10 protein-coding genes are annotated in these 13,333 nt (G+C 65.0%); 7 read left to right on the forward strand and 3 right to left on the reverse strand.

The window, feature by feature from the left end:
• Positions 1–137 precede the first annotated feature (137 nt).
• The 3 genes from Q0030_RS18310 to Q0030_RS18320 are packed head-to-tail and all read right to left on the reverse strand — an operon-like array spanning position 138 to position 1,593.
• Positions 138–419 carry a hypothetical protein gene (locus Q0030_RS18310; protein WP_298369819.1) on the reverse strand — a complete coding sequence of 94 codons (282 nt, stop codon included), beginning with the start codon at positions 417–419 and terminating at the stop codon, positions 138–140.
• A gap of 18 nt (positions 420–437) precedes the next feature.
• Complete coding sequence (locus tag Q0030_RS18315) at positions 438–941, reverse strand: GNAT family N-acetyltransferase (protein WP_298369822.1); 504 nt, start codon at positions 939–941, stop codon at positions 438–440.
• Positions 934–1,593 carry an aldolase gene (locus tag Q0030_RS18320; protein ID WP_298369824.1) on the reverse strand — a complete coding sequence of 220 codons (660 nt, stop codon included), beginning with the start codon at positions 1,591–1,593 and terminating at the stop codon, positions 934–936. The genes Q0030_RS18315 and Q0030_RS18320 overlap by 8 nt, the downstream gene beginning before the upstream one ends.
• Before the next feature lie 178 nt (positions 1,594–1,771).
• On the opposite strand from Q0030_RS18320, the gene ltnD reads away from it, so the two are divergent.
• The 7 genes from ltnD to Q0030_RS18355 all read left to right on the forward strand — a co-directional run bounded on the left by ltnD (position 1,772) and on the right by Q0030_RS18355 (position 13,269).
• The gene (gene ltnD, locus Q0030_RS18325) at positions 1,772–2,683 is read left to right on the forward strand and encodes an L-threonate dehydrogenase (protein WP_298369826.1); all 912 of its coding nucleotides are present in this window, start codon (positions 1,772–1,774) and stop codon (positions 2,681–2,683) included.
• A gap of 12 nt (positions 2,684–2,695) precedes the next feature.
• Complete coding sequence (gene otnI, locus Q0030_RS18330) at positions 2,696–3,478, forward strand: 2-oxo-tetronate isomerase (RefSeq protein WP_298369829.1); 783 nt, start codon at positions 2,696–2,698, stop codon at positions 3,476–3,478.
• Positions 3,475–4,749: a 3-oxo-tetronate kinase gene (otnK, locus tag Q0030_RS18335; RefSeq protein ID WP_298369831.1), complete on the forward strand. Its 1,275-nt coding sequence runs from the start codon at positions 3,475–3,477 to the stop codon at positions 4,747–4,749. Before otnI ends, otnK begins: the two co-directional genes overlap by 4 nt.
• 178 nt (positions 4,750–4,927) lie before the next feature.
• Positions 4,928–6,619 (forward strand): methyl-accepting chemotaxis protein, encoded by a 1,692-nt coding sequence (locus Q0030_RS18340; protein WP_298369833.1) that lies wholly within the window; start codon positions 4,928–4,930, stop codon positions 6,617–6,619.
• 191 nt (positions 6,620–6,810) lie between these two features.
• Positions 6,811–8,517 (forward strand): methyl-accepting chemotaxis protein, encoded by a 1,707-nt coding sequence (locus tag Q0030_RS18345; protein WP_298369834.1) that lies wholly within the window; start codon positions 6,811–6,813, stop codon positions 8,515–8,517.
• A 383-nt stretch (positions 8,518–8,900) separates the two neighbouring features.
• On the forward strand, positions 8,901–12,080 hold the full coding sequence (locus tag Q0030_RS18350; protein ID WP_298369837.1) for an efflux RND transporter permease subunit: 3,180 nt from the start codon (positions 8,901–8,903) through the stop codon (positions 12,078–12,080).
• Positions 12,067–13,269: an efflux RND transporter periplasmic adaptor subunit gene (locus Q0030_RS18355; protein ID WP_298369839.1), complete on the forward strand. Its 1,203-nt coding sequence runs from the start codon at positions 12,067–12,069 to the stop codon at positions 13,267–13,269. The genes Q0030_RS18350 and Q0030_RS18355 overlap by 14 nt, the downstream gene beginning before the upstream one ends.
• Positions 13,270–13,333: the final 64 nt, after the last annotated feature.

The raw sequence follows: 13,333 nt of genomic DNA on the forward strand, positions 1-13,333 counted from the left end.
CTGCGCTCGCACCTCAGGATGACGTCAGTGTTTGCGGCGCGGCGAGCGGCCCGGATGAGCGACTTGCGAAGGCGGAAGCGACATTCGTGAGTGTGCCGTGTATCGCTCATGCGGGCTACGGATCCAGCCCACGCAGCCTACTTGTCCTTGCCGTCTTCGACCTTCTCGACCTTCGCGGCGAGGTCCGGCACGCGGGTGACGCGGTAGGTTGCGTTGCTGCAGGTCAGCGTCCAGGCCTCGTTGTCGGGCTTGGAGAGCTTGTCGTCCCGTTCGGCCTTGAGCGGCTTGTCGCAGGCATAGCCTTGCGCACGCAGCTGGATCGCCAGCAGGTCGGGCAAGGTCTCCTCGGCCCGCGCGGCCGATCCCGCGAGGCCGCTCGTGAACAGAGCTGCGAATGCCAAGCCTGTGAGCCTCGTCATGACTGTCCTCCGCAAATCTTACACCTGTTGCAGTGATGCGCTTCTTTCCATGAGGGTGAGGGGCGTTCCGTTGTATTCGATCCGTTCGAAGGTCTTCCAGCCCAGCCGCGCATACATCGCTTCGCTGTGCGGGGTGAACAAGTACAGCCGGTCGAAGCCCAGTTTGGCGCTTTCATCGGTGGCGCGCAGACTCAATGCGGACGCTACTCCCTGTCCGCGATGTTCCCTCGGGACGTACACCGAGGACAGCCACGGCGTCAGATGCTTGTGGGTGATGCTCGCCGCCAAGATGCCGGCCGATCCCAACGGCGTTCCGTCCTCGCTCAATGCAACGATCGCCATCGGCAACGCGTCTTTCTGGAGCGATCGACGGAGCCTCTCGGTTCGATCTTCGAGCGTGGCCGCCGGCGTCAGGTAGCCGAACTGAGCGTGCTGCCATGCTGCGATCGTTGGCACGAGTGCTGGATGGTCAGCTAGATATTCGATCGTTACTTTCGGTTGCCTGATCAAATGTTCAGTCATGCCCATGTTCCGGCAGCGTCAGCCCGAACACTTTGGTCAAATCCTTGACCTGTTCGGGCGAGAGATAGCGCGGGTTCAGCCCGCGCAGCAGCAGATAGAGTTTGGCGGTTTCCTCCAGCTCCTCGGTCGCAAACACCGCCGCCTCCAGTGTGTCGCCGGAGACGACGGGACCATGATTGGCGAGCAGCACCGATGAATATTTCCCGGCCAGCCCCCTGATCGCATCCGCAACGGCGGGATCGCCGGGGCGATAATAGGGCACCAGCGCGGTCTGGCCGCACTTCATGACGTAATAGGCCGTCATCGCCGGCAGCGCGGCGCGCGGGTCGATCTCGGGCAGCATCGAAAGCGCGACCGAATGGGTCGAGTGCAGGTGCACCACGGCACCGGCCGTTGCGCGGGTCTGGTAGAGCGCGGTGTGCAGCGGCACTTCCTTGGTCGGGGCATCGCCGGAGACCAGCCGGCCGTTGCCGTCGAGCCGCGACATCTTCGCCGGATCGAGGAAACCGAGCGAGGCGTTGGTCGGCGTCACCAACCAGCCGCCGTCGTCGAGCCGGACGCTGATATTGCCCGAGGAGCCCGGCGTCAGCCCGCGCTCGAACAGCGAGAGGCCGAAGCGGCAGATGTCCTCACGAAGCCTTGTTTCGCCCATCCGCTTTCGTCCACCCGGTTTCGTCCGCCTGTTTTCGCCTTGGCGCTATTCGTTTCCCGCTTTGTCTCATGCTTTGGCAGCGCGGCCAAGCCGTGATAGGCAAGCAGTAAGCGCGCATGATCCGGAAAGATGGGAAACCGTTCCATGCGCAATCAAGTAAAAAGTTGAGGATCGCCGCATGTCCAGTTCCGCAACACCGCACGTCGCCGTCATCGGGCTGGGCTCGATGGGATACGGCATGGCGACCTCGCTCAAGCGCGCCGGTTTTGTCGTGACCGGCTGCGATGTCTCGGCCGATGCCGTCGCACGCTTTGTGGCCGACGGCGGCAAGGGCGCGAAAACGCCGGCCGAGGCGGCCAGGGATGCCGACATCGTCGTCAGCGTCGTCGTCAATGCGGCGCAGACCGAGGCCATCCTGTTCGGCAAGGACGGCGCCGCCGAGACCCTGGCCAAGGACGCGGTCTTCATCTCCTCGGCGACCATGGATCCCGATATCGCGCGGCGGCTGGCGAAGCAGCTGGAGGCGACCGGCCGGCATTATCTCGATGCCCCGATCTCCGGCGGCGCGCAGCGCGCGGCACAGGGTGAATTGACGATTCTCGCCTCCGGCAGCGCGGTGGCGTTTGCGAAGGCGCGGCCGGCGCTGGATGCGATGGCGGCAAAGCTCTACGAGCTCGGCGATGCGGCAGGGCAGGGCGCCGCGTTCAAGATGATCAACCAGCTGCTGGCCGGTGTGCATATTGCGGCCGCCTCGGAGGCGATCGCCTTTGCCGCCAAGCAGGGCCTCGACATCAGGAAGGTCTATGAGGTGATCACGGCCTCCGCCGGCAATTCCTGGATGTTCGAGAACCGCATGCCGCATGTGCTCGACGGCGACTATGCGCCGCGCAGCGCGGTCGAGATTTTCGTCAAGGACCTCGGCATTATCCAGGACATGGCGCGCAATGCGCGCTTTCCGGTGCCGGTCTCGGCCGCGGCGCTGCAGATGTTCCTGATGACATCGGCCGCCGGCATGGGCCGCGACGACGATGCGTCGGTGGCGCGGATGTACGCGCAGGTCACCGGCACCAAGCTTCCCGGCGCGAAATAACAGGATCCTGCAATGCCCCGCTTTGCCGCCAACCTCACCATGATGTTCAACGAGGTCCCGTTCCTCGACCGCTTCGAGGCGGCGGCGAAAGCGGGCTTCACCGCGGTCGAGTTCCTGTTTCCGTACGACCATCCGGCCGACGAGGTCGGCAAGCGGCTGAAGGCCGCCGGGCTGACGCAGGCGCTGTTCAATCTGCCGCCGGGCGACTGGAACGCCGGCGAGAAGGGATTTGCCGCGCTGCCTGATCGCTTCGCCGATTTGCAAGCGAGCCTGAAGACCGCGCTGCCTTATGCGCAGGCGACCGGCGTCAAGCGCGTGCATCTGATGGCCGGGATTGCCGACCGCAGTGATGCCAAAGCGGTTGCTGCGTTTCGCAAATCGGTCGCTCACGCCGCCGAGTTCTTCGCGCCGCACGGCCTCGACGTCGTGATCGAGCCGATCAATCCGCGCAACGTGCCCGGTTACTTCCTCAACGACTTCATCTTCGCGCGCGACCTGATCAAGGAGCTTGATATCGCGAACCTGAAGCTGCAGTTCGACATCTATCACTGCCAGATCATCCATGGCGACGTCACCATGCGGCTGCGCGAGATGATGCCGATCATTGGCCACATCCAGATCGCCTCGATCCCCTCGCGCAACGAGCCCGACGGCGAGGAGCTGAATTATCCGTTCCTGTTCGGTGAGCTCGACCGGCTCGGTTACGGCGGCTTCGTCGGCTGCGAATACAATCCGCGCGGCAAGACCACCGATGGTCTTGCCTGGTTCAAGCCCTACGCCGGAGTGAAGCCGTGACACTCGCACTCGGTTGCATCGCCGACGACTATACCGGCGCCTCCGACCTCGCCAACACGCTGACCCGCGCCGGCCTGCGCACGGTGCAGACCATCGGTGTGCCCGCCGACGATCTCGCGCTGCCGGAGGTCGACGCCGTCGTGGTGTCGCTGAAGAGCCGTTCGATCGAGGCCGGCCTTGCCGTGACGCGTTCGCGCGCGGCGGAAGCCTGGCTGCGCGGCCGGGGCGCCGGGCATATCCTGTTCAAGATTTGCTCGACCTTCGATTCTACCGATGCCGGCAATATCGGTCCGGTGATGGACGCGCTGCGCGCCGACTCCAAGGACAATATCGTGCTGGTGACGCCGGCCTTCCCGGAAACCGGCCGCACCGTCTATCAGGGCAATCTGTTCGTCGGCTCGGTGCCGCTGAACGAGAGCCCGCTGAAGGACCATCCGCTCAACCCGATGCACGATTCCAATCTGGTCCGCGTGCTGGCGCGCCAGAGCAAGACCAAGGTCGGCCTGGTCGATCTGGCGACGCTGAGCCGCGGCACCGAGGCGGTTCGGGCCAAGCTCGCCGAGCTCGCGCGCGCTGGCATCGGCGCTGCGATCGTCGACGCGGTGTTCGACCGCGACCTCGAGGCCATCGGGCAGGTGGCGCTGGATCATCGTCTGTCGGTCGGCGCCTCCGGCATCGGGCTTGGATTGGCGCGGGCGCTGGCCGCTGGTAAGGCCAAATCGGCTGCCGTGAATGCTGCGACCAGCGCTGCGATCGGCGGGCCGGCCGCCTGCCTCGCCGGCAGTTGCTCGCAGGCGACCCTGCGCCAGATCGCCAGCGCCGAGAAGGTGATGCCGGTCCTGCACCTCGATCCCGAGCGGGTGATCGCCGGCAAGGACGAGGCGCAGCGCGCGCTAGCCTGGGCCAAAGAGCGGCTCGGCACGGGTCCAATCCTGATCGCCAGCAGTTCGACTCCGGAGGAGGTGGCTGCTCTGCAATCCCGTCATGGCCGTGATGCAGCCGGACATGCGATCGAGCAGGCAATGGCCGACCTCGCTGAGGGGCTGGTGCGGTCGGGTGTGCACAGGCTGGTTGTCGCCGGTGGTGAAACTTCAGGCGCCGTGGTCGATCGCCTGGGTATCCCGGGATTCCTGGTCGGGGCGGAGATCGCTGCGGGCGTGCCGGTTCTGCGCGCGGTCGGCGCTGGAAAAGACGAGATGGTGCTTGCCCTGAAATCAGGCAATTTCGGCGGGCCGGAGTTCTTCTCGGACGCGCTGGCATTGATGCCTTGATGCGCCTGTCGCGCATCATGTCGGGATGATGACTGATATCTCCGTAGTTCAACGGTGAACCAAATTAACCCTACTTAAGGAGGGGGGCTGGCTTTGATATCTGCGGCGCACCGCCGCGCCATCAGTCTTGTTTCCGCACGAACGGGTCTAGCGAGCCCGGCACCCAAGAGACCCCACGATGTTCGCCAAATTCTCGATCCGCGCCAAGATCATTGCCGCGGTTGCGTTCCTGCTTGTTGCGCTGACGGGCATGGGCCTGCTTGCAGTCTGGAATATGCGGGCGATCAACGCCAGCACCGTCGACATCACGACCAACTGGTTGCCGAGCGTGCGCGTGCTCGGCGAGCTGCGTGCCGGGGTCATCACCTACCGCAACGTGATCCGCGAACACATGCTCTCGGAAACGCTGGAAGAGAAGCTGGCCGCCGAAAAAACGCTCGCCAGCGTCGTCGAGATGACCGCCAAGACGCGGGTCAAGTACGAGCCGATGATCACTTCACCCGAAGAGCGGGCGCTCTACCGGCAGTGGTCCGACACCTGGGACAAGTACCGCAAGGGCACCGAGGAAGTGATGAGCCTGTCGCGCAAGGAAGCCGGCAAGCTTCCGCATGAGGCGCATGAGCTCAACACCAAGGTGGTGAACAAGATCGGTCTCGAAGCGGACGAGATCCTGAACAAGGACATCGAGCTCAACAACACCGGTGCGGACAAGGCCGCGCAGGATTCTGCCAACAATTACAGCTCGGCACTGATGATGGTCGCCATCTTGCTCGGCATTGCCATCCTGATCAGTGTCGGCGTCAGCTTCTACACGGTTCGCGACATCTCGTCGGGCATTGCCTCGATCGTCGCGCCGATGCAGGCGCTGGGCCGCGGCGACCTGACCGCCCAAGTGCCGCACCAGGGCGAGAAGACCGAGATCGGTGCCATGGCCGACACACTGCAGGTGTTCAAGGAGGCTCTGGTTGCCAAGAAAGCGGCCGATGAGGCCGCCGCTGCCGATGCCGAAGCCAAGATCGAGCGCGGCCGCCGGGTCGATACCATCACCCGCAATTTCGAGCAGATGATCGGTGAAATCGTGCAGACCGTGTCGTCGGCCTCGACCCAGCTCGAAGCCTCGGCCTCTACGCTGTCGTCGACCGCAAGACGTTCGCAGGAACTGACCACCTCGGTTGCCGCCGCGTCCGAGGAGGCCTCGACCAACGTCCAGTCGGTGGCGTCGGCGACCGAAGAGCTGTCGTCGTCGGTGACCGAGATCAGCCGCCAGGTCCAGGAGTCGGCGCGGATGGCCGGCGACGCCGTCGGCCAGGCGCGCACCACCAATGATCGCGTCAGCGAGCTGTCGAAGGCCGCCGCACGCATCGGCGACGTCGTCGAACTGATCAACACGATTGCCGGCCAGACCAATCTGCTGGCGCTGAACGCCACCATCGAGGCGGCGCGCGCCGGTGAAGCCGGCCGCGGCTTCGCGGTCGTGGCATCGGAGGTGAAGGCGCTGGCCGAGCAGACCGCGAAGGCGACCGGCGAGATCGGCCAGCAGATCGCCGGCATCCAGACCGCGACCCAGGAGTCGGTCGGCGCCATCAAGGAGATCTCGTCGACCATCGAGCGGCTGTCGGAGATCTCCTCCACCATCGCCGCCGCCGTCGAAGAGCAGGGCGCGGCGACGCAGGAGATTTCCCGCAACGTGCAGCAGGCGGCGCAGGGCACCCAGCAGGTCTCGGCCAACATCACCGACGTGCAGCACGGCGCCAACGAGACCGGCTCGGCTTCGACCCAGGTGCTGTCGGCGGCACAGTCGCTCTCGGGTGACAGCAACCGCCTCAAGCTCGAGGTCGGCAAATTCCTCGACGCCGTCCGCGCGGCCTGACGCCGGCAAAATCTCCGACCATCAAACGATGCCCGGTCGAGAGGCCGGGCATTTTCTTTGCCGCGACGCGGTGCTCAGTAGTTCCACTGAATGTGTGATTAACGAACCGTAGTTCCGCGCGCGGTAACCTGCTGTGGCGCGACGCGACCACCCGCACAGAATCGCGAAATCCATTCCAAACGAGGCACCGGATGCTGTTCCTGCCGAGATTCCGCATTCTCACGAAGATACTGGCGATTGTGGGCGGTCTCTCGATCATCGCCGGGATGCTCGCCTATCTCGGGATCTCCTCGTTGAAATCGCTCAGCGAACACGGCGTCGTCACCGCGCGGGCTGCGGAACGCGCGTTGTTGTCAGCTGAGGCCAACCAGAACGTGCTCGCGATCAATCGCGCCGAATTCCGCAGCGCGCTCGATCCGCGCGACGAGAACCGGCTCGCGGCACGATCCCTGATTGACGAGCAGTTCAAGTCGCTCGAGGAGCGCCTCGCCACGATCAGCAAGACGCAGGACCCGCAAACCATCGCGCTGCTGCCCGGCGTGCGATCGGCGCTGTCCGCCTATCAGGCTCAGTTGAAGCAGACGCTTGACGCGGTCGAGAGCGCGAAGGCGGTCGACCTGACCCAGTCCGCCGAGAAACTGCGCGATGTGGCGATGAAGAGCCGCGCGGCCGCGGAAGAGCTTCAGGCCAGGGTTCGGGCCGTCGCTGACCGCAAGGACGAGCGGGTCAGGGACAACGTCAAGGCCAGTGAGCAGGAATACGTATCGACCTCGGAGCTGTTGATCCTGCTTGCTGCTTCGGGGGTCCTGCTCGGGTTGCTGTTCGGCTTCGTCGTCGGACAATACGGTGTCGCGAAGCCGATCCGTGCCGTCGTCGCGATGCTGCAGCAGCTTGCCGATGGCCAATATGACATCCCCGTGCACGGCACCGATCGCCGCGACGAGGTCGGCGACGTCGCCAAGACCGCGCTTGTGTTCAAGGACAACGGCCTTGCCAAGGTCCGGATGGAGCGCGAGCAGAAGGAAATCGAAGCGCGCGCCGCCGCGCAGCGCCGCACCGACATGCTGCAGCTGGCCGATGGCTTTGAGCGCGCGGTCGGAGAGATCGTCGAGACCGTCGCATCCGCCTCGACGGAGCTCGAAGCGTCTGCGACCACGCTGACCTCGACCGCCGAGCGTTCGCAAAACCTTGCCACCACCGTTGCCGCTGCGTCGGAGGAAGCCACCACCAACGTCCAGTCGGTGGCGTCCGCAACCGAGGAACTGTCATCCTCCGTCAACGAGATCAGCCGGCAGGTGCAGGAATCGGCACGGATGGCGGGCGATGCCGTCAACCAGGCCCGTGCGACCAATGACCGGGTCGGGGAGCTGTCGAAGGCTGCCGCCCGGATCGGCGATGTGGTCGAGCTGATCAACACCATCGCCGGCCAGACCAATCTGCTGGCGCTGAACGCCACCATCGAGGCGGCGCGCGCCGGCGATGCCGGACGCGGCTTCGCCGTGGTGGCATCGGAGGTGAAGGCACTCGCGGAGCAGACCGCAAAGGCGACCGGAGAGATCGGCCAGCAAGTTTCCGGCATCCAGGCTGCGACTGAGGACTCCGTGGCCGCGATCCGTGCCATCGGCTCGACCATCGAGCGGCTCTCGGAGATCTCGTCCGCCATTGCCGCTGCGATCGAGGAGCAGGGCGCGGCGACGCAAGAAATATCCCGAAACGTGCAGCAGGCGGCGCAGGGCACCCAGCAGGTCTCGGCCAACATTACCGACGTGCAGCATGGCGCCAACGAGACCGGCTCGGCGTCGACCCAGGTGCTGTCGGCGGCACAGTCGCTCTCGGGTGACAGCAGCCGCCTCAAGCTCGAAGTCGGCAAGTCCCTCAACGCGGTTCGCGCCGCCTGATCCGGCGCCGGTCCGGCCATACAGACATCGTTGTCGGGGCAACCGATCCCGGCGTGGTGAGCCGGCCGGCTCACCACGCTCTACATTTTCGCAGAGCAGCGATGCGCTAGCCTCGTGACGGCCGAAACGGCGTGCTCGGCCGGCGCATATTCGCAGCAGAGCCGTCTCTTTTTGACGATGATCCGAGCGCGATCGGCGGCACTGTGTCCGGCGTACCTGATCGGAGCGCACGGTCTCACGAACTATGCCAAGGAAGTGAAGGCCGCGGCGGCTCCGCAGGTTGGCGTTTTGCCCGTCATCGGGTAAATCGGCCGCTGCGGAACGGCTTTTGCAATGTCGATTCCTCTGCCCGGGGCGGGCTTCATTTCGGGAATGCTGCTTTTATGATCGCACTGGTCCGTATCGCGCTGAGCCGGCCATATACTTTCGTCGTGCTCGCGATCCTGCTCTTGATCATTGGACCGCTGGCAGCGCTGCGCACGCCGACCGACATCTTTCCCGACATCCGAATCCCCGTGATCGGTGTGGTCTGGCAGTACACCGGCCTGCCGCCCGACCAGATGGCCGGCCGCATTACATCGCCGTTCCAGCGCGCGCTGACCACGACGGTCAACGACATCGAGCACATCACCGCCAACTCGTATAACGGGTTCGGCATCATCAAGATCTTCTTCCAGCCCAATGTCGACATCCGCACCGCCAACGCGCAGGTCACCGCGATTTCGCAGACCCTGCTCAAGCAGATGCCGCCGGGCGCGACGCCGCCGCTGATCCTGAACTACAGCGCCTCGACGGTTCCGATCATCCAGGTCGCGCTCTCCGGCGAAGGCCTGACCGAGCAGAACCTCGCCGATATCGGCATCAACCAGCTGCGCACGCCGCTGGTCACGGTGCCTGGTGCTGCGATCCCGTATCCGTTCGGCGGCAAGCAGCGCCAGGTCCAGATCGATCTCAATTCGACCGCGCTGCAGGCGCGCGGCCTGTCGGGCCAGGACGTTGCCAACGCGCTCGCCGCGCAGAACCTGATCACGCCGGTCGGCACGCAGAAGATCGGCAATTTCGAATACACCGTAAACCTGAACAACTCGCCGCTCCGGATGGAGGAACTCGGCGATCTGCCGATCAAGCAGGTCAACGGCGCAATGGTCTATGTCCGCGACGTCGCTACCGTTCGCGACGGCAACCCGCCGCAGACCAACATCGTCCATGTCGACGGCAACCGCTCGGTGCTGATGATGGTGCTGAAGGCCGGCGCCACCTCGACGCTCGATATCATCTCCGGCATCAAGCAGAAGGTGATCGACGTCAAGGACCAGATGCCGGACGCGCTCAAGATCGGCTTCATCGGCGACCAGTCGGTGTTCGTCCGCGGCGCGATTACGGGCGTTGCCTTCGAGGGCGTGATCGCCGCGCTCTTGACCAGCGTGATGATCCTGTTGTTCCTCGGCAGCTGGCGCTCGACCGTCATCATCGCGGTGTCGATCCCGCTGTCGGTGCTCGGGGCCATCATCATGCTGTCCCTGATCGGCGAGACGCTGAACATCATGACGCTCGGCGGCCTTGCGCTCGCGGTCGGCATCCTGGTCGACGACGCCACGGTGACGATCGAGAACATCAACTACCATCTCGAGCAGGGCAAGCCGGTCGAGCAGTCGATCCTCGACGGCGCCAACCAGATCGTGACGCCGGCCTTCGTCTCGCTGCTCTGTATCTGCATCGTGTTCGTGCCGATGTTCTTCCTGACCGGCGTGGCGCGCTTCCTGTTCGTGCCGATGGCCGAAGCCGTGATGTTCGCGATGATCTGGTCGTTCATCCTGTCCCGCACCCTGGTGCCGACCATGGCGAACTATTTGCTGCAGGCGCACGTCCATCACGAGGGCGCGCCGCCGAAGTCGCGCAATCCTTTGGTCTGGTTCCAGCGCGGCTTCGAGGCGCGGTTCGAGCGCATCCGCGGCGGCTATCACGGTTTGCTCGAAATGGCGCTCGGCCACCGCACGGTGTTCGTCGGCGGCTTCCTCGCGGTCGTCGCAGCGTCGTTCCTGCTGGTGCCATTCCTCGGCCGCAACTTCTTCCCGTCGGTCGACGCCGGCAACATCCTGATGCATGTCCGCACCCAGGTCGGCACCCGCGTCGAGGAGACCGCCAACCAGCTCGCCGACATCCAGAAGGCGATCCGCAAGCTGGTGCCCGGCGAGATCGAGACCATGACCGACAACATCGGCATGCCGATCTCCGGCATCAACATGACCTACAATAACACCGGCGTGATCGGACCGCAGGACGGCGACATCCAGATCCGCCTGAAGGAAGGCCACAAGCCGACCGAGCAGCACGTCCGCGCACTGCGTGAGCAGTTGCCGCGGCTGTTCCCGGGCACCAGCTTCGCGTTCCTGCCGGCCGACATCGTCAGCCAGATCCTGAACTTCGGCGCGCCGGCGCCGATCGATTTGCAGATCCGCGGCGCCAACCTCGACGCCAACTTCGCCTACGCCAACAAGCTGCTGGCGAAGATCAAACGCATCCCCGGCATCGCCGACGCGCGGATCCAACAGTCGCCGAACAATCCGACCTTCAACATCGACGTCGACCGCACCCGCGCCCAGTATGTCGGCCTGACCGAACGCGACGTCACCAACTCGCTGGTCGTCAACCTCGCCGGCTCCTCGCAGGTCGCGCCGACCTACTATCTCAATCCCGATAACGGCGTGTCCTATTCGATCGTGATGCAGACGCCGCAATACCAGATCGACTCGCTGAGCGCGCTGCAGACGCTGCCGATCACCGCGACCGGCAACACCCAGGCGCCGATCCTCGGCGGCATCGCCGACATCAAGCGCGCGACCTCGAGCGCGGTGGTGTCGCAATACGACATTCAGTCGCTGGTGCAGATCTACGCCACGACGCAAGGCCGCGATCTCGGCGGCGTCGCAACCGACGTGCGCCAGCTGATCGCCGACACCGCCAAGGAGGTGCCGAAGGGCTCTTCGGTCGTGCTGCTCGGTCAGGTGCAGACCATGAACTCGGCCTTCACCGGCCTGCTGTTCGGCCTGCTCGGCGCGGTCGTCTTGATCTACTTCCTGATCGTCGTGAACTTCCAGTCCTGGTCGGATCCGTTCGTGATCATTACGGCGCTGCCCGCCGCGCTTGCCGGCATCGTCTGGATGCTGTTCACGACCCAGACCACGCTGTCGGTTCCGGCGCTCACCGGCGCCATCATGTGCATGGGCGTCGCGACCGCCAACAGCGTGCTCGTGATCAGCTTCGCCCGCGAGCGCTATGAGGAACTCGGTGATCCCGTCGCGGCGGCGCTGGAGGCCGGCTTCGTCCGGTTCCGCCCGGTGCTGATGACCGCGCTCGCCATGATCATCGGCATGGCGCCGATGGCGTTGGGGCTCGGTGAGGGCGGCGAGCAGAACGCGCCGCTGGGCCGCGCCGTGATCGGCGGCCTGATCTTTGCAACCTTCGCGACGCTGATGTTTGTTCCCGTGGTATTCAGTATGGTACACAAGAAGCAAGGCGCCAAAGCCGCCGCCTCATCGGAGATTCCGCATGCAGCCCACTGAACAGCGCCCACCGGTGTCCCGCCGGAGATGGGGCATATTCGGCGTGGTTGCACTGGTCGGCGCGGGGCTGATCGTCGGCACCGGCATCCGCGCCCGTGAGGAGCAGGACAACCGGCTGAAGGAATGGACCGATGACCAGGCCATTCCGACGGTCGCCGTGGCGCTGCCCAACGCCAAGGCGCTGAGCCCCACGATCGACCTGCCGGGCCGGCTCGAAGCTTATTCCCGCGCGCCGATCTATGCCCGGGTGTCCGGCTATCTCAAGAACTGGGACGCCGACATCGGTGCTCGCGTCAAGACCGGCCAGGTAATCGCCGAGATCGAGGCGCCCGACCTCGACCAGCAATTGCTGCAGGCGCGCGCCGATCTCGCCAGCGCCCAGGCCTCGGCCAAGCTCTCCGAAGCCACGCTGAACCGGCGCAAGACGCTGGTCGCCTCGAACTTCGTCTCCGCCCAGGAAATCGACGAGCGCACCGCCGACCTCTCCAACAAGAACGGTGCGGTCAGGGCCGGCCAGGCCAATGTCGAGCGGCTGGAAGCGCTCGCCGGCTACAAGAAGATCACGGCGCCGTTCGATGGCGTGGTGACCTCGCGCGACACCGACGTCGGCGCGCTGATCAACGCCGGCGGTAACTCGGGTCCCGCGATGTTCACGATCTCGGACATCACCAAGCTGCGCGTCTACGTCAACGTGCCGCAGAACTACGTCCCGGCGATCAAGATCGGCGCCAAGGCCTCGTTGGTATTGCCGGATTACCCGAACCGCAGCTTCCAGGCGACGGTGGAAGCTTCCTCGCAGGCCGTCGATGTCGCGTCCGGCACGACGCGGATGCAGCTCGGGCTCGACAATTCCTCCGGCGAGCTGATGCCGGGCAGCTATGCCAGCGTGAAGCTGAACTTGCAGCGCGAGGCCGCGCCGCTCAGCATTCCCGCCAGCGCGCTGATCTTCAACAGCAGCGGCCTGCGGGTCGCAACTGTCAGCCCCGATGACAAGGTGCTGTTCAAGACCGTGAAGATCGGCCGCGACCTCGGCAAGGAGATCGAGATCGCCTCGGGCCTCGCCCCCGACGACCGCATCATCACCGCCCCGCCGGACGGACTCGCCGACGGCGATCATGTCCGCGTCACCGGCGCCGGCGCCAAGGGCAAGCCGACGACGGCGTCGGAAAAGCAGGATGCGAAGGGGTAGCTTCCCCTTCGTCATGCCTGGGCTTGTCCCGGGCATCCACGTCTTCCTTTCTTTCGAGAGACAA

Source organism: uncultured Bradyrhizobium sp., from assembly GCF_947648125.1.
Classification (GTDB): Bacteria; Pseudomonadota; Alphaproteobacteria; order Rhizobiales; family Xanthobacteraceae; genus Bradyrhizobium.

Excerpts from the sequence above, each read along its gene's own strand:
- Q0030_RS18310 (WP_298369819.1), bottom strand. The coding sequence starts at position 419 with ATGACGAGGCTCACAGGCTTGGCATTCGCAGCTCTGTTCACGAGCGGC.
- Q0030_RS18315 (WP_298369822.1), bottom strand. The coding sequence starts at position 941 with ATGACTGAACATTTGATCAGGCAACCGAAAGTAACGATCGAATATCTA.
- Q0030_RS18320 (WP_298369824.1), bottom strand. The coding sequence starts at position 1,593 with ATGGGCGAAACAAGGCTTCGTGAGGACATCTGCCGCTTCGGCCTCTCG.
- ltnD (WP_298369826.1), top strand. The coding sequence starts at position 1,772 with ATGTCCAGTTCCGCAACACCGCACGTCGCCGTCATCGGGCTGGGCTCG.
- otnI (WP_298369829.1), top strand. The coding sequence starts at position 2,696 with ATGCCCCGCTTTGCCGCCAACCTCACCATGATGTTCAACGAGGTCCCG.
- Q0030_RS18340 (WP_298369833.1), top strand. The coding sequence starts at position 4,928 with ATGTTCGCCAAATTCTCGATCCGCGCCAAGATCATTGCCGCGGTTGCG.
- Q0030_RS18345 (WP_298369834.1), top strand. The coding sequence starts at position 6,811 with ATGCTGTTCCTGCCGAGATTCCGCATTCTCACGAAGATACTGGCGATT.
- Q0030_RS18350 (WP_298369837.1), top strand. The coding sequence starts at position 8,901 with ATGATCGCACTGGTCCGTATCGCGCTGAGCCGGCCATATACTTTCGTC.
- Q0030_RS18355 (WP_298369839.1), top strand. The coding sequence starts at position 12,067 with ATGCAGCCCACTGAACAGCGCCCACCGGTGTCCCGCCGGAGATGGGGC.